The sequence below is a fragment of the Roseovarius sp. EL26 genome (assembly GCF_900327775.1).
Taxonomy (GTDB): Bacteria; Pseudomonadota; Alphaproteobacteria; order Rhodobacterales; family Rhodobacteraceae; genus Roseovarius.
The window spans coordinates 20,185-40,920 of the sequence record NZ_OUMZ01000002.1 but is presented as its reverse complement, the minus strand read 5'-3'; the positions used below and the strand labels follow the sequence as shown (position 1 = coordinate 40,920).

The 20,736-nt window shown below is 53.4% G+C and carries 18 protein-coding genes; 13 read left to right on the top strand and 5 right to left on the bottom strand.

Annotated elements, in window-relative coordinates; genetic code table 11:
• Positions 1–124: 124 nt before the first annotated feature.
• The gene (locus D9A02_RS00650) at positions 125–1,489 is read left to right on the top strand and encodes an ammonium transporter (protein ID WP_120499065.1); all 1,365 of its coding nucleotides are present in this window, start codon (positions 125–127) and stop codon (positions 1,487–1,489) included.
• A gap of 139 nt (positions 1,490–1,628) precedes the next feature.
• The gene (locus D9A02_RS00645) at positions 1,629–2,348 is read left to right on the top strand and encodes a FadR/GntR family transcriptional regulator (RefSeq protein ID WP_120499064.1); all 720 of its coding nucleotides are present in this window, start codon (positions 1,629–1,631) and stop codon (positions 2,346–2,348) included.
• A gap of 12 nt (positions 2,349–2,360) precedes the next feature.
• On the opposite strand, the gene D9A02_RS00640 is transcribed toward D9A02_RS00645, so the two are convergent.
• Positions 2,361–3,650 carry an ABC transporter substrate-binding protein gene (locus D9A02_RS00640; RefSeq protein WP_120499063.1) on the bottom strand — a complete coding sequence of 430 codons (1,290 nt, stop codon included), beginning with the start codon at positions 3,648–3,650 and terminating at the stop codon, positions 2,361–2,363.
• 173 nt (positions 3,651–3,823) lie between these two features.
• Here D9A02_RS00640 and D9A02_RS00635 point away from each other — a divergent pair, with 173 nt between their 5' ends.
• The 3 genes from D9A02_RS00635 to tdm all read left to right on the top strand — a co-directional run bounded on the left by D9A02_RS00635 (position 3,824) and on the right by tdm (position 8,697).
• Positions 3,824–5,173 carry an NAD(P)-binding domain-containing protein gene (locus tag D9A02_RS00635; RefSeq protein WP_120499062.1) on the top strand — a complete coding sequence of 450 codons (1,350 nt, stop codon included), beginning with the start codon at positions 3,824–3,826 and terminating at the stop codon, positions 5,171–5,173.
• A 107-nt stretch (positions 5,174–5,280) separates the two neighbouring features.
• Complete coding sequence (locus D9A02_RS00630) at positions 5,281–6,324, top strand: LysR substrate-binding domain-containing protein (protein ID WP_120499061.1); 1,044 nt, start codon at positions 5,281–5,283, stop codon at positions 6,322–6,324.
• 3 nt (positions 6,325–6,327) lie between these two features.
• Positions 6,328–8,697 carry a trimethylamine-oxide aldolase Tdm gene (gene tdm / locus D9A02_RS00625; protein WP_120499060.1) on the top strand — a complete coding sequence of 790 codons (2,370 nt, stop codon included), beginning with the start codon at positions 6,328–6,330 and terminating at the stop codon, positions 8,695–8,697.
• Positions 8,698–8,761: 64 nt separating this feature from the next.
• Here the strand turns inward: tdm and D9A02_RS00620 are convergent, their stop codons facing one another.
• Positions 8,762–11,065, bottom strand: a complete 2,304-nt coding sequence (locus tag D9A02_RS00620) for a P-loop NTPase fold protein (RefSeq protein WP_120499059.1) — start codon at positions 11,063–11,065, stop codon at positions 8,762–8,764.
• Positions 11,066–11,431: 366 nt separating this feature from the next.
• Here D9A02_RS00620 and D9A02_RS00615 point away from each other — a divergent pair, with 366 nt between their 5' ends.
• Positions 11,432–11,974 (top strand): YaeQ family protein, encoded by a 543-nt coding sequence (locus D9A02_RS00615; protein ID WP_120499058.1) that lies wholly within the window; start codon positions 11,432–11,434, stop codon positions 11,972–11,974.
• 87 nt (positions 11,975–12,061) lie between these two features.
• On the opposite strand, the gene D9A02_RS00610 is transcribed toward D9A02_RS00615, so the two are convergent.
• On the bottom strand, positions 12,062–13,249 hold the full coding sequence (locus tag D9A02_RS00610) for a replication initiation protein (protein ID WP_174232015.1): 1,188 nt from the start codon (positions 13,247–13,249) through the stop codon (positions 12,062–12,064).
• Between the two features lie 523 nt (positions 13,250–13,772).
• Here D9A02_RS00610 and D9A02_RS00605 point away from each other — a divergent pair.
• The 4 genes from D9A02_RS00605 to D9A02_RS00590 all read left to right on the top strand — a co-directional run bounded on the left by D9A02_RS00605 (position 13,773) and on the right by D9A02_RS00590 (position 17,087).
• A complete protein-coding gene (locus D9A02_RS00605; protein WP_120499056.1) occupies positions 13,773–15,185 on the top strand; it encodes an AAA family ATPase in 1,413 nt (470 codons plus the stop codon).
• Positions 15,178–16,302, top strand: a complete 1,125-nt coding sequence (locus D9A02_RS00600) for a ParB N-terminal domain-containing protein (RefSeq protein WP_120499055.1) — start codon at positions 15,178–15,180, stop codon at positions 16,300–16,302. Before D9A02_RS00605 ends, D9A02_RS00600 begins: the two co-directional genes overlap by 8 nt.
• A 165-nt stretch (positions 16,303–16,467) precedes the next feature.
• Positions 16,468–16,692 carry an AbrB/MazE/SpoVT family DNA-binding domain-containing protein gene (locus tag D9A02_RS00595; protein ID WP_120499054.1) on the top strand — a complete coding sequence of 75 codons (225 nt, stop codon included), beginning with the start codon at positions 16,468–16,470 and terminating at the stop codon, positions 16,690–16,692.
• Positions 16,689–17,087 carry a type II toxin-antitoxin system death-on-curing family toxin gene (locus D9A02_RS00590; RefSeq protein ID WP_120499053.1) on the top strand — a complete coding sequence of 133 codons (399 nt, stop codon included), beginning with the start codon at positions 16,689–16,691 and terminating at the stop codon, positions 17,085–17,087. Before D9A02_RS00595 ends, D9A02_RS00590 begins: the two co-directional genes overlap by 4 nt.
• Here the strand turns inward: D9A02_RS00590 and D9A02_RS00585 are convergent.
• Positions 17,073–17,675, bottom strand: coding sequence for a hypothetical protein (locus D9A02_RS00585; RefSeq protein WP_120499052.1), 603 nt, complete (start codon positions 17,673–17,675; stop codon positions 17,073–17,075). The genes D9A02_RS00590 and D9A02_RS00585 overlap by 15 nt on opposite strands.
• 3 nt (positions 17,676–17,678) lie before the next feature.
• A complete protein-coding gene (locus D9A02_RS00580; protein WP_120499051.1) occupies positions 17,679–18,782 on the bottom strand; it encodes a tyrosine-type recombinase/integrase in 1,104 nt (367 codons plus the stop codon).
• 125 nt (positions 18,783–18,907) lie between these two features.
• Between D9A02_RS00580 and D9A02_RS00575 the strand changes: the two genes are divergently transcribed.
• The 3 genes from D9A02_RS00575 to D9A02_RS00565 are packed head-to-tail and all read left to right on the top strand — an operon-like array spanning position 18,908 to position 20,674.
• Positions 18,908–19,825, top strand: coding sequence for a DUF1403 family protein (locus D9A02_RS00575; RefSeq protein ID WP_120499050.1), 918 nt, complete (start codon positions 18,908–18,910; stop codon positions 19,823–19,825).
• A 2-nt stretch (positions 19,826–19,827) separates the two neighbouring features.
• Entirely contained in the window at positions 19,828–20,442 is a 615-nt protein-coding gene (locus D9A02_RS00570) for an SMC-Scp complex subunit ScpB (protein WP_120499049.1), read from the top strand.
• Positions 20,426–20,674 carry a WGR domain-containing protein gene (locus D9A02_RS00565; RefSeq protein ID WP_120499048.1) on the top strand — a complete coding sequence of 83 codons (249 nt, stop codon included), beginning with the start codon at positions 20,426–20,428 and terminating at the stop codon, positions 20,672–20,674. The genes D9A02_RS00570 and D9A02_RS00565 overlap by 17 nt, the downstream gene beginning before the upstream one ends.
• Positions 20,675–20,736 lie beyond the last annotated feature (62 nt).

Here is a 20,736-nt window from a genome sequence, read left to right as displayed (position 1 = left end):
CCCAGGTGTTGGTCTTAATTGGTGCCATTTACTAAATATTGGTTGCACCAACTGTGCCCCAATTTCGCAGAAAAATGATCGCCGCCAGAGCGATGGAAATATAGAAATCAAAAGGGAAACAACGATGACTCTCGACGTGAGCGCGATACACGCAGGACAAGTCACACTAAACTCATTAGTGCAAAATATTCTATACGCCTCAGGCACGGTTGGGGCCATATTAGTGGTGGTCGGCCTCTTGCTGATTGATGCCGGAACGGCCCGACGCAAGAACCTCTTCAATTCAACCATCGAAAAGACTCTGGGGTTCTTCCTTGGCTTTGCGACCTACTACGTAGTGGGTTTTGGCCTTTGGGCGGGACAATATTACATCATGGAAGGTGCGACCATGATGGATTCCATCAAGGATTGGTGGATCGGCGGCAACATGACCAACGCCATGGCGCACCATACTGATCCGGGGACCTTTCCTGGTTTGAACACCTTCCAGATCTTCATCTTCTTTCTGGCCACCTTTGCCGGGATCATCAACATCCTGCTACACTTCTCGGTGTCCGAACGGATGAAAGCCTCAGCCTATTTCATCACCTGCATCGTCGCCGCAGTTGTCTCGTCCGCACTCAGCTACGCCACATGGGGCTCAGTTGGTCCTTTGACCAACGCCGGGTTTCATGACTTCTTTGGCGTTGGCTTCGTGTACTTGTTCCCTGCCGGCATGGCCTTGGTTTTCACGCCTAAACTGGGCGCGCGTCCCGGCATGATGGAACCTCACCCTCGTGTGTCAGCCTATCTTGCGCCCAGTATCGGCTTGTGTGCTCCAGGACTGCTGCTGATCTTTGCAGGCCTACCGATGGTGATCATGTCGTGCCTGTTCTTCTTTGACCCCCAAGCGCTGGCCGTTAGCGTGACGATGGCCGATACGAGCGTTGGCATCTCGATTAACAATTATGCATTGGTTTGGGCCGGTGGTGCGATCACTGGTCTGATTATCGCATACAAATCAGGTAATTATGCCTATACACTGCTTGGCCCACTTGCGGGTTACGTCGCGGGCGCCTCGGGCTTTGATGTCTATCTGCCATGGCAGGCGTTCATTGTCGGCCTCGCGGCGCCGTGCGTGGCCTATGCCGTGTATGAATTCACACTTAAGCGCGGCGTTGATGAACATAAGTTGTTCCCCCTGTTCTTGGGCTGCGGCACCTTTGGCATGCTGGTTTTGGGAATATTCAAGGCGGGCACACCTCGCGGTGGATATTTCGGTGTCGAGGAAGGGGCCTATGCCTTCCAGCATGGTGAAATCTCACTCATCATGCAAATCGCTGGGGTTGCCACATGCATCGGCACCGGCATTGTTACCGCCATGATCCTGTCGTTCATTCTGGAAAGAACCATTGGCTTGCGGGTCGATGAAGACGATCAAATCGACGGTCTGGATCAAAAATTCTGGGACCTGCAGCCCGATGTTGTCACTCACGCCGACAGCGCCTGATCAACCATATGATCTGAACTAAACCAAAGGCCCCGCTCCAATCATAGCGGGGCCTTTTCATATGGGTTGCTTGAACTTCGGATACCGCATGTTCTAAAGTGGAACCCAATGATACGCCAAAAAGGCGGCGGAGCACTAAATGAGCCAGACAATAAATGCGGATCTGCCCGAAGCACCAGCAATCGGCGAGACCGTTCGTATAGTGATGGGCACGTTGTTCGCACGCATACAGTCAGGCGAATACCCCACAGAATCGAGGCTGCCCAGTGAGCGTGCGCTTGCTGCAGAGCTTGGCGTTTCACGCAACACCGTGCGCGAAGCGCTGGACGTTTTGGAGATGCGCAAAATGATCCGTCGTCGGCAGGGCAGCGGCAGTTTCGTAATTTTCCAGACCGAACAGGTCGAAGCCCCTATCCCCGGATCCGTTGGAGAGCGGTCCAGTCCATTGGACCACTTGATCGTACGCTCTATCATCGAGCCGGAAATGACCCGTTTGGCAGTGATGAACATGACACCAAAGCAGCTAGAACGGCTGTCGCAGACCATTGCCCAGATCGAAGCCGTTCGCACAGATCTGAACGAATTCATCCGGCTTGAGGAAGAATTCTATCGTCAGATCGCCCAGGCCACGCGCAATCCGCTGTTGGAATCTTGCTACGAGATGATGATCGAGGTGTGTCGGCAAAGTTTTCGCGCCGCCTTGATGCGCAAACATCTGACCCCAGATCGCATTCAGGATTTCCAGACGCGGTTCAATTCATTATTCAATGCGATTGCCACGCGCGACCTTGAAGCGGCAGTAGAAATTACTAAGCTACACCTTGTGGAAGAGCAAAAGCTTTTCATGCATGAAAGCTAAGATAACTCGGGTTCACCCAAACACTGCGCTGGCAATATGTTCTGGATTTTCAATGCGTTGCTGCCAAAGCAGCCCCATCTGCTTCATATGATGGCGAAACAGCTTTTCATGCTGATCCAACCAATCCGAAATTGACACAAACTCGGCAATACGGGCCTTGCCTGACTTGATGGTGACCACCGGCCAATCGCCTATCAGCGCATTATCAATACCAAACACGCTTTCGCCCCACCAGCGTGCCGGGCCAAAGGCATGGGTCACCGGGTCCATCTGTTTCATGGTTGCCAGCACCGACACCGGATGCACCGAGGCCACCTTTTCAACAGCCGCGTGCCAGATGTCCAGAATTGCAACGTATTCCCAGCTTACTGCACTCCAAGTACCGGGATAGCGTGCGTTATATTCCTTGAAAAACGAGCTTGGCTTGTTCACAAACGTTGCATTTTTGGCCAGCTTGGGGTCATCGAAATCAGGGAACTGGAAAATGGTTCCTTCCATGAACTCCACCGAAGTCCGCGCAACAAGCCGCTGATAATCATCTAGCGTGCAGGACATAATTTTACCGCCATAGTCCTGCGCATGGGCATATTCGGTCATCGCGTGAACCATTGGTGTGTAACTGGTACACCAGCAAACCAGATCCGGTTTGGCATCCAGCATGGGCTGCACAATCCCCGCGACGTCGGTTTCCTCGGGATCGTAAAGCACATCTTTGACCACATCAATTCCTGCCGCCTCGAATGCTGCACGATATGTGGCGATGGACGGCAGGCCAAGCGCGTCTTTCTGACTGCAAAGAGCAACGCGGTGCACCGATTTGTGTTTGCGTGCCAACCAATCAACACCAGTGACATTATAGAGCGGATGCACCTCTGACGGTGAGATCAGGTATCGCGTGTCCGGGGATAGGTCACTTGGTAGTAAAGTCGAGGTTAACACCTTGTTTTCCGTCAGAAATCTGCGTGCTTTTGTTAAGGTATCCCCGCCCAACATCATCAGAAGTTTCACGTTTTCAGACTGAACCAGATGCCGCGCGCCCGCCATAGCCCGATCGGCGTCATACCCGCAATCAAAGGGGACAATTTCAACAGGATAGCGGCGCGCACCTATCAATAAGCCTCCAGCCTGATTCAACCAATCTTGCCACAGGCGGCAACCATTTAGACCAGGCAACCCCCATGAGCTCACGTCCCCAGACAGGGGGGCCAAAAACCCAATTTTAATGACTTCATCCGTCCCGACCTGATCATTCGGGAGCAACGACGACATAGCAATGCGGTACGCGAAACTAGATGTTAGCATGCCTCTTTCTACCACTCCAACCAATCATGTCAAAACCAAAAGAACCTGCACAGGTTCACTAGCCAAATACGAATAATTCTTTCCTGTAGAGAAAATAACTTGACTCCGAAGGGCCAAATATCATCAACTGGTCTAAACCAATAGAACCAATAAATACCAACACGGAGAAAACGATGACCAATAAGCGTATCGCCATTATCGGGGCTGGGCCATCTGGCCTGGCGCAGCTGCGTGCCTTCCAATCCGCCACCGCAAAAGGCGAGGAGATCCCGGAAATCGTCTGCTATGAAAAACAGGACAACTGGGGAGGCCTGTGGAATTACACATGGCGCACCGGCCTGGACGAAAACGGCGAACCCGTGCATTGCTCGATGTATCGCTACCTATGGTCTAATGGTCCGAAAGAAGGTCTCGAATTCGCCGACTACTCGTTCGAGGAACATTTCGGCAAGCAAATTGCCTCTTATCCTCCACGCGCCGTGTTGTTTGACTATATTGAGGGTCGCGTGCTGAAGGCCAATGTTCGGGATTGGATCCGCTTCAATCATGCGGTTCGCTGGGTCAGTTATGATGCAGACAGCGGCAAGTTCACCATTACAGTGCATGACCACAACCTCGACAGTACGACGTCGGAGGAGTTCGACCACGTGATCTGTGCCTCAGGCCACTTCTCAACACCAAACGTGCCTTACTACGAGGGTTTCGAATCCTTCAACGGTCGCCTTGTGCATGCCCATGACTTCCGTGATGCCCGTGAATTCGCAGGCAAGGATATTCTGGTTATGGGCTCCTCTTACTCTGCCGAAGACATCGGATCGCAATGCTGGAAATATGGCGCGAAAACCATCACCAGCTCTTATCGCTCTGCGCCCATGGGTTTCAAATGGCCCGACAACTGGGAAGAAAAGCCCGCAATGGAAAAGGTCAGCGGTAACACGGTTTATTTCTCGGATGGCACCACCAAGGATGTTGATGCGATCATCCTGTGCACCGGCTACAAACACTTCTTTAACTTCCTGCCCGACGATCTGCGCCTGAAAACTGCCAACCGGCTGGCCTCGGCGGAACTCTACAAGGGTGTTGTTTACGTCCATAATCCCAAAATGTTCTATCTGGGCATGCAGGACCAGTGGTTCACCTTCAACATGTTCGACGCACAGGCTTGGTGGGTTCGCGATGCCATCCTTGGCAAAATCGACATCTCGGGCATCTCCAAAGATGAGATGCTTGCGGACGTGAAAGAGCGTGAAACACGTGAAGATGATGATGATGACGTAAAATACGCCATTCGCTATCAGGCGGATTACGTCAAGGAACTCGTGTCCGAAACCGATTATCCCAGTTTCGATATCGATGGCGCCTGCGAAGCCTTCTTTGAATGGAAAAAGCACAAGTCCGAAGACATCATGGGCTTTCGCAACAACCGCTACAAATCGGTCATCACGGGCACCATGGCGCCAGTTCACCACACCCCGTGGAAAGAAGCGCTGGACGACAGTATGGGCGCCTATCTTAAGAACTAAGATCCGCGCGGCACTTTCGGGGCAGCAGATAAGTAACCCTTCAATCTGTTGCCCACTCCCGCATCCCCAACCGCGCTGGCAAAGCCCTCACACTTGGGTGTTAGAACATGGCATCTCAGATTAACGTTACATCCGGCAGGCCAAAAGAGGTCGTAAATCCCTCAAAAGCCTTTCCAGCCACAGACTACCTTCTGGCGTTTGAAGCCGCCGCAAAGATGCAAAACTTTGCGCGCGCTAGTGAGGCCCTGAATCTTTCAGAAACGACGGTCCGCCGCAAAGTTCGGTTTTTGGAAAAATACTACGACATGCCCTTGTTCATCCATGGGCACCGCTCAATCTCACTCACTCAAAAAGGCACAGTTCTACTGGCGGCAGCTGAACAATCTTTAGATCTGCTGCGCGATGTCAGCCCGGACGTGCCCACACATTATTTGGACAATACGGTGTCTATTGCGGCGCCTAATTCCGTGGCGTCCCTGTGGTTAACGCCGCAACTGTGCAAATTCAAAAACACCATCGGGCGTATACGTGTGTCAGTAACCGCCTCTGACAACACCGCCGATTGCATGCTCGACGCAATGGATCTGATCATCGCACACGGAGACGGACACTGGCCGGGATACGAGGCGCAGTTTCTCTTCGGTGAAACAATCTTTCCGGTGTGCAGCCCTAGCTATTTAGAGCGCCATCCAGAAGCCATGGATTCCGCAGCCCTGTTGCAACTGGACTTGATCGACGTCGAGAGCTCCCACACCGGGTCGATGACATGGGATGCATGGCCGCGCAGCACCGGACATCCGACATTTCCCATGGATAATGTGATGACGGTCAACACCAACCCTCTATCAGTGCAAGCTGCCGTCGAAGGTCTGGGCATTGCCTTAGGATCTGCTCATCTGGTTGATGCACTATTGGACAGTGGCGCCTTGGTCCGCCCCTTGGGCGATACTTCAATACGGGAACGATCAGCGTATTACCTGCTCAGCAATCCCCTATGTGAATCATTCCCCGAAAAACGCATCGTCAAAGAATGGCTTCTTCGTCTTAGCGCAGATCGCAAACGATATGACGACCTTGACGCAACAATACGTTCGCCCACTCAAAAGCACAGAAACAAATGCCAAATTGGTGACCCCGCGCAGGAGATATAAGTCATGTTGGTCTCAAATTATCCTGAAGTCATTCCCGGACCGCCGAAACCAAGCGTCATTATTGAACCGGCAGTCTTTTCCCTGCCCCCGGGAACCGAGCGCTACGTGGTCCATGGTGCTACCGCCATCCTCATTCGGCTGGAACCGGGTGACCAAATGGAGATTGAAAACACCGAAGGCGGGCAACCCTGCGAGATCACCTGCGCCGACCCCAGCGGCCGGTTTGATGCCGGGCTGATCGGTGCCATCGATGGTGGGGCCGCTGTTGGCTTGCAAACCTTGTTGGCGTCAAACGATCAAGCCCTACACGGTTTACAATTAGGTATCAAAGCACGTGGTTTGGATATCTCGAATGCCAGCGCCGTTAAGCTCTTTGACCAGCAAACCCTCGCACGCACCACCGAGACATTCACCACGCAAGATGAATGCCACGCGATCATCGCAGCCCCCGGCGATATCATGGACTTTGAACAACAAAACACCGCAACACCCTTAACCATCTATGTGCGTCGCGCTGTCATCAAGGGGCATCCAAAGTTCGAGCTGCCTGATCCTCTTGCAGAACCCTTGCAAAGTATCAGAATACATTCGGCAACTGCAGAGGCATATTTTGTCAAAGCTGGCGACTACATCCAGATTCAGGATGTAGATGGCCGCCAGTGCACTGATTTTCAATGTTTTTCGGTCCGCAAACTGGACAAGGGGATTGTGCATCCACTGGATGTCACCACCACGCGCACCGTTTTACATCACAACTATGCAATGCCGGGGCTGCACGCAAAATATTATGATCAAGACATGATCCCACTGGTTGAGGTGATACAAGACACCTGTGGACGGCACGATTCCTTTGCGCTGGCCTGTACCGCGAAATACTACGACGACATCGGCTACCCCGGACATGTCAACTGTTCCGATAATTTCAATGCCGTTCTGGCCGAGCATGGTGTACCCCCCCGCCCCGGCTGGATGGCTACGAACTTTTTCTTCAACACAGCGCTGGACGAACACGGCGTTCTGACCTCGGATGAACCTTGGTCGCGCCCTGGTGACTATGTCTTGCTGCGCGCCTTGACCGATCTGGTTTGCATCAGCTCCGCCTGTCCTGATGACACCTCGGCCGCCAACGGTTGGAACCCCACAGACATTCATGTGCGCGTCTACAGCTGCTCACAATCCTTTCAGCGCTCAATCGCCTATCGTCCCACCCCAGATGCGGAACCCAAAATGACCAAAGAAACAGGCTTTCATGACCACTTTGCCCGGTTCACCAAAAACTTCATCGAATACAATGGGTTTTGGCTGGCCAATTGCACCTCCACCGCCGGTCCAATCGAGGAATACCACGCCTGCCGCCAAAAATGCGTCGTGCTAGACCTCAGCGCACTGCGCAAATTCGAAATCACCGGCCCCGATAGCGAGGCCCTATGTCAGTATGTCTTTACCCGTAATATGAAAACCCTGCCGGTTGGTGGCGTGGTTTATACCGCCATGTGTTACGAACACGGCGGCATGATCGACGATGGCACGGTGTTCCGGCTGGGCAAGGACAACTTTCGCTGGATTGGTGGCTCTGACTATGGCGGAGAATGGATCCGTGAAAAGGCAGCGGAACTGGGCCTAAAGGTGCTGGTGCGTTCTTCCACAGATATGCAACACAACATCGCCGTTCAGGGCCCCGAAAGCCGGGACCTGCTGAACAAGGTCATCTGGACCGCGCCGCACCAGCCTAATTTCGAAGATCTGGATTGGTTCCGTTTCACCCCTGCACGCATTGGTCATGATCAGGGCGTCCCTGTTGTGGTCAGCCGCACGGGCTATACCGGAGAGCTCGGCTACGAAATCTTTTGCCATCCCAAGCACGCAAGCGAGGTTTTCGACGCGGTCTGGAAAGCGGGGCAAGATCACGGCATCAGGCCCATGGGTCTGGAAGCGCTGGATATGGTGCGGATTGAGGCCGGTTTGATCTTCGCTGATTATGATTTCAGTGATCAAACCGATCCTTTTGAAGCCGGGATCGGCTTCACCGTGCCGCTCAAATCCAAAACCGATGATTTCATCGGACGCGAGGCGCTCATCCGACGCAAGGAAACGCCTGCTCGTAAATTAGTTGGCCTTGATATCGAAAGCGCCGTGGACGTGGCGCATGGGGATTGCATTCACATTGGACGCGCCCAGATTGGTGAAATTACCTCCTCCATGCGGTCCCCAATTCTGGGTAAAAACATCGCGCTGGCCCGTGTGGACGTGACCCATCATGCTATTGGCACCAAGGTCGAGATTGGGAAGCTCGACGGGCACCAAAAACGCCTGCCTGCTACCATTGTTCCGCTTTCGCACTATGATCCGCAGAAAACCCGACCCCGATCTTGATTTTACTTCCATTATCGGAAGCAGAAATAGGCCCGCTACAATCCTAAATACCATTTTACCGTGCCTATTTCTGCTTGGGTGCGTGTCGAGGCGCGCTGGCAACATGGCGCAGCATTTCCCAGGTCATTTCTCCTGCGACCGTCTTGACTTCAGAATTGTGCAGCAGTTGTTCGACAAGTCGAGAATCTGCACGACCTGCGGTACGCCCAGAAAGATGATCGGCCAGTACCGGCCAGCGGTTCTCGAGAATTGTCCAACGCACTAATGCGTCAGGATCGGAGCGATGACTTGATTGGATGTCAAATCCACGCCGAAATCCATAGGCGTTCAAGAGCCGCTTCATCGCACGTGGATTAGGCTCGAGCAGATGGGAGTATTGCCCCAAAAAGTGTTCACGTTCGCGGGTCAGATCTTTCGATTGCATGCGCTGGAAAGCCCGTGCACCTGCGATAGCGGCGTGAGAAGGGTCGGATCGAAATTGGTCGACGACTTCGATTATCTCTTGCTCAGTGTTTGCCAATTCAAGCTGCTCAGTGATTTTGCGATCAATCGCGTCACGTTCGTCGGAAGATGTCGGTTGTTGTTTGAGAACTAGTTGATTCCAGAATTCGTCGCGCTGAACCTGTACCAGGTGTGGAACCTCGATCGAAAGTTGAAACATCTTTTCCAGAAACATATGCCCAAGTGTTCGACCTGGCTCGGCAATTGGTTCACTGAATGATTTATATATCTGTTCATAAGAGGAGCAGATCCAATCTCGATCAGCAGCGACTACATACAACACGCGAGCACGGCGAAAGAGTGTCTGGATATCTTGTAATAATTCGACAACAAACTTTGCATCGCAACGATCAAGATCGTCTATAAATACGGCAACTGGGCGCCCGATCTCGCCGACCATTGCCTCGTAACGTTGTGTCAACGGACCCAGTGGATCACGAGTAAGCTCTACATAGCGTTTGGCAGCACGAGCATTAAAAAAAGTCATTTCTCCCTTCACAAGAAAAAACGATCCTATTAATCCGATCAAACCTGTGAGGTTTTTAGTGGTTTCACCCCAGTTGCTATCGTTCGGCAATTTGTGAAAAAAAACGAGATACAGGGCCACAAGACCAACCAACAGACCTGCTATAGTTGGCGCCCATCCCGTGCGAACTTGCCAGCTTAGGTGGCGAATTCGTACGCGCCAACCATCTTTTCCCGACCAATCACCCAGTTGTTTGTGTGCTTGCCGGTAGACAGAATCCATCAGGGTCCACCATGCGGGCCCTAGGTTTTGGTTACGCCAAGCATTGTATTCGACAATGACCCATGGCGGACCTGACTCAGCATTAAGCCATGGATCTTTTGGTTTTTGAGGCGCAATCTTGCCTGACAAAAGCACGTCACGCAAAAAATTCAAAATCGATGTCTTCCCAGAACCCCAACGCCCGTGCAGATGAACGATAAAGCTATTGTCCTCTCGGGTTGAATCATGATCGCTCCAGACCTCGTCGATGATCGTACCGAGTGTTTCTGCGACGGCCTTACGGTTCAACTGGTCCTCAACGGCAGGCCGGTCTGGATAGAAAGGCGCGGTTTCACTAGGCGGTGATGTAACTGGTGCTTTCACGCGCCGCTTAGGTTGGTTTTGAGTAAAGTTCGACGACGGAGGAGCCATGTCCGAAAAAAGCCCCTCCTTAATCGCGAGTGTAGGCGAGTCCGTATGCCCTTCGAGAATTTCGGCGACGTCGTAAACTATATCTTGCCTCATTTTTGGAAATCTGCTTGATACTTGACGCTCGATATCGGGCGCGTCGGGAAATTCAATGAGAGCCAAGGCTTCCAATGTTTGCGGCCCAAGAACACCATCCAAAGGACCCGCATATTGACCGGTATCTGCCAGTCCGTGCTGCAGCGCCGTTAGCGCCGCCACCCTCCAGTCTGACGAACGCCTCAAATAGTCGAGTATGCTCTCTGTTCGCCGCGCCTGAGGATTGATCTTGAGCAATGAGGCAAGCACAGGATCGGCATTAAGCACTGGCGTGTCGCTAAAACGCAGCTCTTTCAGATTTCCCAATTCTGTTAGTGGCCCGAGATCGCGGACCCCAGTCCCGTCCAAATTGAGCTTTTCAAGCTTTTCCAAACCTCTGAGAAGGGTGATGTCGGAAATTTCTGTGTTCGCCAGTCGCAAAGCGCGAAGCTCTTGAAGTTTAGCGATCTCCGGCGGAAGTTCATTCAACGCCTTGAAACGTGGGTCTCCTTTATGGCTGTCTCCGTCAATCTCCATTGTTCTTGTGGATAAGTTGAGGCCCGTTGAGTGAGCTTTCGAGGCAAGTGAAATACGCTGCTGCGCAAGCTCATAGGCATCTACTGCCGGGTTTTTCATCACAATCCTCCACGCCAATGGGTAGAATTATGACTGTGTTGAACAATCTATGCAAACTAGGGCCCAAGTGCCCACGACACCCGAGTTAACGCAATCTCTTGAGTTCGTTTAAGGTTTCGCCTTCTCTCTAAATGGCAAACAAATTGAATTCGAATGTTATTGCCGCAGCCAAATAGACCCCTTCTTGTTGTTGTCGGGTTTGGCAAACGCTGCGCCGCAGCTTCCCCAGACCAGCCATTCAAGCACAGGTTCAGCACTGTGATGACCTAAACCAAGAATGTTTCGGAACGATGTCCGTTGCTTTCCGCTTTCGCACAGCCTCGCTGCGCTCTAAACAACCCTATCTACGATAGTCCGGGAAAGATCATGGCGCAAAAATCCACCATCTATAAAGTTGAGCTTTCCGTTTCCGACATGGATCGTCACTACTATGAAACCCACAAGCTGACCGTTGCCAAACACCCGTCTGAGACGGATGAGCGGCTGATGGTGCGTCTTCTCGCTTTTGCATTGAATGCCAATGAACATTTGGAACTTACCAAGGGCCTTTCAACTGATGATGAGCCGGACATTTGGCAGAAAAGCCTGAGTGGCGAGCTTGAATTGTGGGTGGCGTTAGGACTTCCAAGCGAGAAGATTGTTCGTCAATCTTGTGGCAAAGCCAAAGAGGTAATCATCTACAGTTATGGTAGAACGGCTGAGGTGTGGTGGGAAAAAATCAAAAACAGCACCACCCGGTTTGACAACCTCAAGGTGGTCAATTTCTCAGAGACGGATACCCACGATTTGGGAAACCTTGCAAGTCGCTCAATGAAGCTGCAGGTCAACATTCAGGACGGTGACGTGATGGTCAGCGTCGACGATAGCATCGTTTATGTGACCCAAGCCAAATGGAAAAACACCTTATAGGCGCGAGCTGCTGAGCGAAAGAAACCTGTAATCTGCTAGGAATATGTGCGTGGCGGGTCAACGCCATCACTGATGTCTCCCCCTAACCTACCCTTGATCAACATCATCAAAGATACCCGGAACAAGGTCTTCCCAAAACGTCGCGACCTCTTTGATATTCATAGGTGACATCCAGCCGAAACGTTCAAAATCGGCACGCGCACCGCTGTCTTCGATCCGACTGAGGAAAAGACGTTTGTCTGCGTCTCTTTGTGTTGGCGTACGGGCCAGAACGGCCTCTTGCACCCGCCCCAGCCGCTTTGCTTTGGCACTCTGTGGTGATGCTTGTGCAGCCCCCTGCCCTGCCCCGCCAAAATCATCTTTCAATGCGGCGCTCAAGTACCCAACCATGCTTTCGACATTTTGACGTTGGCTGACATAATCCAGTTTCTGCGCCACCACATCTTCACCGTGCACCTGCAACCACTGGCGGGCCAGACGGTCGCTGACGCCAAGTTCGCGCAGCTTAGTGTATATCGCGCCATGGCGCAGCCCTGCCCCATCATCCAGATCCAGAATAGCCAATTGTGGGTTTTCCTGAATCTTAAACCGGATGTCCGTCACCGCCCTGCCCCGCTTGCGCGTTTCCGGTGTCACCATGATATTGCTGGTTTTATTGATCTCAGCCACGGCTGGTTTGATCACCTTGGCGTTCAGGTGTTTATAGCTTTCGTAATAGTTGGAATCGTCCAACCCCATTAGCCTGCGAAACATTTCCAAAGACCACCAACCTGTACTGCCCGTGCGCACAAACCGATAGCAGTTTTCATAAAGCGCCAGTGCGTGACCACTGGTAAAACGCCGCTGGATGTTCAGATTGATCAAAGCAAAGACCTTTGGATCATGCAACTTTTCCGCCAAGGCCGGCGAATAAGCATATTCACAAACACCGTCTTTCAACTTCGCATAGCTCAACAGGCTGGACACCCCCCACTCCTGTCGACCTTTTTCATCCAGCATGTCCCATTCCGCAACGGTTTCCGCCAACCCGCGCAAGGATTGTTTCAGTGTTTGAAAGTCATTGGAGTTATAGCCAATCATCAAACACAACGTCCGCGCGTCAATCTGATGCCGTGTCTGACTTGAAAGGGTATCGTAAGCGTTCAAAAGCAAGACATTCGATAACTTACGCTGTAACAGCGTCAGCTTGCCCGACACGTGAATCGCCGCCACATGTTTTTTTACTGCTGCTCGCCGTAGGGAGCCGGTCAAACGGTCCCGTGGAATCTCGTCCATTGCTCGCCTCATTATTCTTCCGTAAATATGCCTTTTTAGGAACCCATCGTCAATTCACCAATAGGTTCTTAATGATGCGAACGGTGGCCCTGTAAATGGGTTCCTATACTAAAAAGAACCTATCCAAGAACAACGAAAGGTACCAATATACGGGATATCAGGCCAACACTTCCAACGTATTGTTACTGAATTAGACACTAAACCACGCAAACCGGACTCTGGTTCCGTAAATCCTGCGAATCGGGCCCCTTCCTCCTGTATATGGGGCCATTTTATCCTGTAAACTGGTACTTATCCACCTGTAAACAGGTTCCTAAACTACGCTAAGTATCTGATAAAAAATTATTTTTTCATCGCAAAGATTCTAAATATTACTAAAGACTCTACAACTTTGTTGATGTCATTTTAGTTTGAATTGATTGGTTTCGTCGCGAAACCGCGAGAAATGATTCCCTTCTGAGGATTGATGTGCGATAGATGTCAGTAAATTGCAATGAATAGCGCACATCTCAGAGGAAGCACGATGACATCAGGCAAAGATCACCTTCCACCATATTTCAACATTGATCCTGCTGCAGCGGCAGAACGTCTTTCTGACCCTATCGATACGGCCCGATTCGCGAAAGCCGCCGCTTTTGCGGGGCGCGGTCGTGAAGATCTGGCAAAACGTGGCTATGCCCCCGACGGAAAAAAACGACTGCGCCGGTTTTCTACCTGGGAAATATGCCGATACCTCATCCCCGTCGCTCCGGCCCATTTCAGACGCGTGTTGAAAAAGAACCCAACCCTACCCCAAGGACAGGGTGAGGGAAATTCCAAATGGTTCTCAATCGAAGACGTATTGGCCCTCCGTCACCACTTTGCCAGCGAAGGGGCTGCCGACCGGGAATACATGCCCTGGCGCCCCGAAGGTCTGCCCGCCAAAATCATTGCCGTTGCCAATTTCAAAGGCGGTGTTGGCAAAACATCAACCTGCGCCCATCTGGCGATGTCTGCCGCCTTGGATGGCTACAAGGTGCTGGTCATTGATCTGGACAGTCAGGGCTCGCTGACCTCGATCATGGGTGGCGACGTCCCGGATGAATGGTCCACGGCCTTTCCCTTGATGGCCAAGGATTATGCCAAGGCGATGCAAGCAGAAAATGAGGTGCGCAGCGCGGCGGGGACACCCCCCCTACCCTTCGATGAAACATTGACCGAGGCTTCGAATGTCTCGGCCCGCGATATCATTCAGACCACCCACTGGCCAAATATTGACTTGCTCGGTGCTCAGCTCAATTTGTACTGGGCTGAATTTCAAATTCCGGTCTGGCGCATGGGCCTGCGCAGCTGGCCGCTCTGGGATGCGTTGACCAATGCGCTGACTAACGAACGCATCGTTGACGACTACGATATCATCCTGATCGATACTCCACCGGCTTTGGGATACTTGACCATCAACGCGCTTTCAGCCGCCGACATTTTGTTGGTTCCTCTGGGGGCTTCATTTTTGGAATTCGATTCAACAGGTCGATTCTTTGATATGCTCTATTCCACCTTTGCCAGCATCGAAGACGGTGAAAACGCTGCCCGGCGCCGCGAGGGCCTGCCAGAGTTTCGGTTTGAGTGGGATGCCGTTCGGGCGTTGATCACGCGGTTTGATGCCAATCAGCAAACTGATCTGGCCAATGTGATTCAGGCCTATTTTGGCGACTTCATGACAACCTTTCGGCAAGAGGTCACCGCCATGGTTGGACAGGCTGGTGAACAGGTTAATGGAATTTATGAGGCTGATTACCGCGAGTTCAACAGAGACACCTATGTGCGCGGTCGCGAAACATTTGATCGGTCTTGGGCTGAGGTCAAAGAGTTGATCCTGGGTGCATGGTATCGAGATCTACAAGAGGCGCAACAAGACGCCGCAGAACAAGAGCAGAAGGAAATGAGCAATGGCTAAACGGAGAAAACTAGAAACGCCAAGTGCAGCGGATTTGAATAAAATCGAGGATGAGTTTCGCCGCGAAACCTCTGGTCGGGCACCTGCGGGTCCGGGATCTGCAGTGGCACCAATTGCGCAAATTGCAGCGGATACAGCGGCAATGTCCCAAGCTGTACCAGCAGAGCAACGCGCGGAAAATGCCCGCAATGCAGCAGACGCCAAAGAGTTGGCTAAGGTTCGATCAGATGGTCTTTTGATGGCCAATTTACTGCTGACGGAAATAGATGCTGATGCGATGATCCGCGACCGGATCGATCTGGATCAGGCAGACCTGATGGAGCTGCGCCTGTCGATCGCAGCAAACGGCTTGCGCCTCCCAATCGAGGTTTTTGAGCTACCAGAGCCGCGCCCCAATGGTGCCCGATACGCGTTGATTTCCGGTTACCGTCGTTTCAAAGCAGTGCAGGCCTTGCACGAATTGACCGAGAAAGACATCTATACACAGATTCGTGCGATCATCCGACCGCGTTCAGATGCGGACGCAGCTTTTGTGGCCATGGTTGAAGAAAACGAAGTGCGCTCCGAGCTGAGCCATTTCGAACGTGGCCGCATTGCCGTGATATCAGCCCAGCAGGGCGCCTTTGTGAATGTCGAAGACGCGGTCAACAAACTGTATGCCACGGCGTCAAAGGCTAAACGCTCCAAAGTGCGATCATTTGCGATGATCTTTGAAGAACTGGGCGATATGCTGTCGTTCCCGGAACAACTGACAGAAAAGCGCGGCCTGCGTTTGGCACAGGCGCTGCGCTCGGGGGCAGAGGGCACGCTGCGCGAGGCCTTGTCTCAACAATCTGCGACCAATGGAGATGACGAGTGGGAGGTGCTTGAGGTGGCGCTGGATGCCACAGAAATTGCTCCACGTGACGCCAGCCGTGGCGGACGACCTAAATCCAAAACACCTCAGGCACTGGGTTGGCAGAATGCCGATACTCTGCACACGTCTGCCGGGATTACGCTGCGCAAGCTGCAAGACAGCAAGGGCTATGTTCTGCGTTTTGAGGGGGCTGGGTTGGATGCTGATCTGATGGATTCTCTGATGACGGAAATTCAAGCTTTGTTGGAAAAATCCCACTAGGTTTCGCTGCGAAACCTAGCCATCACAGACTGGGCATAACATATGCAGGCGTTAAACTATAAGGTCTAAGCGATTGATTTGTGTCTGATACGAGCGGCGGAGCGGGCAGGGTGTTTGTATTTGCATTCTGATTGGTATATACATGCGTATATCGGAGACCTGCAGATGATTGAAACCAAAATTCGCAAAGTTGGAAATTCAGCGGTCATGACGTTGACCGCAGAAATGTTGACCATGCTGGATGTGAAAGAGGGCGACACATTGTTTGTTGTTCGTGGTGATGATGGATCGCTTAAAATCATGACCCATGACCCTGCGGTGGCCGAAGCTCTGGCTGCGGCTGAGATTGTTATGGATGAAAACCGTGATCTGCTTGAGGCGCTTGCGTGACAGGCCTGATTTGGGTTCCGCTGCGCGCCATTGTTACCGTACATGACCGACAGATCTCTCGCCACGGCGGCGGCTCTGGCCTGCGGGATGCGGCCTTGCTGGAAATGGGTTGTGCCCGGGCGCTGAACCTTGCGACCTATAACGAGCAAGCGACACTGCATGAGATTGCCGCCGCTTATGCATTCGGAATCGCCAAAGCACATGCGTTCGTTGATGGCAACAAGCGGACTGCCTTTGTGACGGCGGTGACGTTCTTGCGGCTTAATGGCCTGTCCTTCCGTCCCGACCCGGTGGAAGGTGTGCGCATGATGGAAATGCTGGCCTCTAGCGATGTTTCTGAGGCGCAGTTTGCCGCGTGGTTGGAGCAGAGGAGCAGCCCTTTAGGGGAACTCTGAATACCATTTGGAGTGATCGCCTGCATGATTGTCCATCCCGGGTTTGGTCAAGCAACCTCTCGGTTGGATGAAACTGTCGATCCGGCGTTTTGGGTTCTCATTCCACAGGATGTTGAAGGCGCAGAGCTTGGGATAGAATTCCAGATGAGCATAGGGCAGGTGGTCATGTACCCACCAAGCGAGGGCGCGCCAGTCTGCACCTTTGGCATAGCGATCGGCAAACCAGGGAATGACGATGCAAGCGGCAGCGCCTTTGTGGCCCTGATCGTCCAGCATATCCCAGATGTGGTAAGCCGCATTGTATTTGACGCTTGCCCCATGTTTGCGGGCATTGCCGAAGGCGGTCACCTTGGCAGAGCGGTATCCCGACCGAGTAGCAATGCGACCGAATTTGGCCTGCAGGGGTTCCAAAAGGGCCTGGCAAAGCTGGGTCCCGGTTTCAATCGCAAGATCTGGGTCTTCCGGAATGTTAGGAATGCCGTAGAAATTCGCGATCTCCGACATTAGAAAATCCCTCAAATAGAAGTTCTGACTGAGACGCACACGCCCAAGTTCCTCCAAGCCTTTCATTGATTTGGGTTTTCGCATTGGTTACAGTCCTGCGGCTTTGGTGAGGTTGATTTTGAACCGGTCTCTGTTGCGTTGATAGCGGCGCGTCATCTCGGCAGTGGCGTGACCAAGGTGTTTTTGCATATACCGCTCATCAACCTGCGCAGAGGAGGCGAGGCCCGCGCGCAAAGAGTGGCCAGAGAAGAGTTTTAGGCGTTCGTTTTCAGGCAGGTCCGCACGGACCCCAGCCTTAAGCACGCAGGACTTGATCAGCCGAGCCACGTGTTTGTCATTCAGGCGATGCTCCAGCGCGCGTTTGCCATCGCGCGAGGTACGGGTAAAGACCGGACCAAAGTTGATCTTGGCGAAGTGCAGCCATTGCTCCAGCGCGTGCACGGGACAGGTGTGTTCGCTGGATCCTCTGCCAATCTCAACCTCGCGCCAACCGGTTTTGGCATTGAGCGTCAGGAGGGCACCTGGGTCTTGGATATCGATCCAGCCACCAGAATCCGGGGTGTCATCCTTGCCCAGATCCAAACTGACAATTTCAGAGCGCCTGAGCCCACCGGCGTAGCCAATCAACAGGATCGCCCGATCCCGTAACCCGCGCAGATCAAACGGCAGGGTACTGACCATCGCCAGAATATCTTCGGGCGTGATCGCTTCTTTTTGTGTCGGCGGACGGGCATGCTTGCGCTTGATCCCGGCCAGCACGGCGGCGATGTGGCGATTTTTGCGGTCCAAAGTGAAGCCACGCTGTGAATAATTCCACCCAAGGCCTGAGAGCCGGCGTTCAATTGTGCTAACGGATAGGGGGCGGAGCTCCGACTGCGAAGGGGAGGGGCCAGTGGGAGCTGCCAGATCGGTCAGATACAGCCCAATCATCTCGGGCGAGGGGGGCAGGGGGTCCGTGCCCTTTTGCCTGCACCAGCGGTTAAAATGTGCCCAGTCCCGGGCATAGGCCTTTAACGTGTTCTCAGAGGCGGCTTGGCGGGCGTAACCGCGGGCGTTCTCGATCAGCCGATCCAGTGTCCCGGACCCTGCAACATGGGAGGGCAGGGCGAGAGCGGCATCGCTTTCGTCGTGATGAACCTCATCAGGTTGGAATGATGGTCCTGAGCTCGATTTCTCGGTGTTTTCCGGCATGGTGCTGCGCTGCTTTTATTATGTCCGATAATGTAAACTTATTGGACATAAAGGTGTTCTGTAAAGTGCGGCGGTTATTACAGTATATAGTGGTCATAAGCGCCGTCATGAGTTAGTGTAGTGGCATGACATATGCCCACGTTGATATGCACGACGAGTTTGAGACCCTCCCCCAGATGCCACCCTGGATCACCCAGGTAGGCGTGGATTCCCCTGAAGATGCGGTGTTTTTGTCGGGGGCCGCATTGAGTTTTCTGCACCATGTTCTACACGGCTCCGGTGTCCCTCTGGTCTTACTGCGGGCACGTCTGGCGCTGCAAGCGGCCGAGGCCTGTGTGGCTTTATCGGGACGATCAGAGCGGGCAGGGGCGTTGCGCGATGAGGTGCATCTGCTGCGCCCGGGTGATCAGCCTGGCCCGGCAGGGGCCACATTGATCCAATGGCAAAAAGCAGTGGAGCACCCTGTCTCTGTGGGCGCGGTGGCGAGAGCTTTGTCAAAGATGCAGGGCGAAGAGATTGCGGAATGGTTGGATGCTGGGCAGATAAGAGGGCAGGGTGATACGGTTGCACGCGCCGCGACTGTGTTGGAATCTGTCTTAAGGGCGCATCCACAGGATGAGGTCACGGCAGCTATTCTGGCGGATGCGACCTTGGCGCAGGCGTTGGGCTGGGACCACATCGTGCCATTGTTGGCTGTTGGCTTGAAGCCTAGCGACTGGCGTAAGACGGGCACGGCCCTGCGATTGGCTTGCCATCAGGCGGTCTTGGCGGCGGTGCAGGGCGCCCACCCTTTGGCCGCGGATCTGACCCGACGGACGGCGCGCTTACAGGCGGTCACTCCGAAACTGCGCGCCAAGGGGGCAGGGACCGCGGCGCAAATGTTTCTATGCAGGGATGCCGTCACCCCGGCGGAATTGTCCGCCTCGATAAGCGGAACAGGTCTGTCGGATCGGGGTGCGCGACGGTTCTGTGAGCGTCTGGTCGAACTGGGGGCGGTGCGCGAATTGACCGGGCGCGAGACGTTCCGGATCTATGGGGTGTAGCCATGAAAGATCATCCTGATGTCGGATTTGATCGAGAGTTGGAAGACCTGCCGCCGGAGTTACGCTGGCGCGAGTGGATGCGGCGCATTGAAGTGGTGCTGTTTGCCTCGGCCACGCCGGTGCCGCGCGCAGATCTGGCGCGCGTGGTGGGGCAGGGGGTGTCGGTTGATCTGTTGCTTGAGGATCTGAAGGCAGATTTGATGGAGCGACCCTATGAGATTGCGGCCGTTGGTGAGGCCTGGCAGCTGCGCACACGCCCCGTCTATGCGGATGTGATCCGTGCCACGGCGGATGTGGGGGCACAGGACCTGGATCTGCGCGCATTTGATGTCGCGGTGCTGGCGGCGATTGCCTATCACCAGCCTATTACGCGCGACAGGTTGAAAGACATCTTTGGCAAGGACATCAGCCGCGACCTGATCGGCCGTCTACATGCCCGTGGCCTGATCTCCACCGGCCCGCGCAGCCCCCGCCGCGGCGCACCCTATACCTTTGTCACAACCCAGCAGTTTCTGGTGGCGTTTGATCTGCAAAGCCTGCGCGACCTGCCCGACAAGGAAATGCTGGAAGATGCGGGGATCGCCGGGGCAGGGGGCACAGATGCAGATCCGGCTTGAAAAGATCGACCCGGCAAAGCGGCAAAAACGGTTCTATGTGATGCGCATCGCCCAAACCCTGTTTGGCGAATGGTGTCTTATCCGTGAATGGGGGCGGATTGGTTCCCGAGGTGGACAGAGGATGGCCGATTACGTTGCCTCAAAAGCGGACGCGGAAGCCGCCCTCAATAAACTATCCAATCAGAAATGCCGCCGTGGGTATTACTTGTGTGAAATGCAGCACGCTATCTGACACACACCGCAATCGTTGATCTAACGTTTCGACCAATTGTTGGCCACTAGGGAATACGAAGT

Coding starts and splice junctions, on each gene's coding strand:
- D9A02_RS00595 (WP_120499054.1), top strand. CDS start 16,468: ATGATTGAAACCAAAATTCGCAAAGTTGGAAATTCAGCGGTCATGACG.
- D9A02_RS00645 (WP_120499064.1), top strand. CDS start 1,629: ATGAGCCAGACAATAAATGCGGATCTGCCCGAAGCACCAGCAATCGGC.
- D9A02_RS00610 (WP_174232015.1), bottom strand. CDS start 13,249: ATGGACGAGATTCCACGGGACCGTTTGACCGGCTCCCTACGGCGAGCA.
- tdm (WP_120499060.1), top strand. CDS start 6,328: ATGTTGGTCTCAAATTATCCTGAAGTCATTCCCGGACCGCCGAAACCA.
- D9A02_RS00615 (WP_120499058.1), top strand. CDS start 11,432: ATGGCGCAAAAATCCACCATCTATAAAGTTGAGCTTTCCGTTTCCGAC.
- D9A02_RS00650 (WP_120499065.1), top strand. CDS start 125: ATGACTCTCGACGTGAGCGCGATACACGCAGGACAAGTCACACTAAAC.
- D9A02_RS00635 (WP_120499062.1), top strand. CDS start 3,824: ATGACCAATAAGCGTATCGCCATTATCGGGGCTGGGCCATCTGGCCTG.
- D9A02_RS00630 (WP_120499061.1), top strand. CDS start 5,281: ATGGCATCTCAGATTAACGTTACATCCGGCAGGCCAAAAGAGGTCGTA.
- D9A02_RS00605 (WP_120499056.1), top strand. CDS start 13,773: ATGACATCAGGCAAAGATCACCTTCCACCATATTTCAACATTGATCCT.
- D9A02_RS00620 (WP_120499059.1), bottom strand. CDS start 11,065: ATGAAAAACCCGGCAGTAGATGCCTATGAGCTTGCGCAGCAGCGTATT.
- D9A02_RS00640 (WP_120499063.1), bottom strand. CDS start 3,650: ATGCTAACATCTAGTTTCGCGTACCGCATTGCTATGTCGTCGTTGCTC.
- D9A02_RS00565 (WP_120499048.1), top strand. CDS start 20,426: ATGCAGATCCGGCTTGAAAAGATCGACCCGGCAAAGCGGCAAAAACGG.
- D9A02_RS00575 (WP_120499050.1), top strand. CDS start 18,908: ATGACATATGCCCACGTTGATATGCACGACGAGTTTGAGACCCTCCCC.
- D9A02_RS00570 (WP_120499049.1), top strand. CDS start 19,828: ATGAAAGATCATCCTGATGTCGGATTTGATCGAGAGTTGGAAGACCTG.
- D9A02_RS00585 (WP_120499052.1), bottom strand. CDS start 17,675: ATGCGAAAACCCAAATCAATGAAAGGCTTGGAGGAACTTGGGCGTGTG.
- D9A02_RS00600 (WP_120499055.1), top strand. CDS start 15,178: ATGGCTAAACGGAGAAAACTAGAAACGCCAAGTGCAGCGGATTTGAAT.
- D9A02_RS00580 (WP_120499051.1), bottom strand. CDS start 18,782: ATGCCGGAAAACACCGAGAAATCGAGCTCAGGACCATCATTCCAACCT.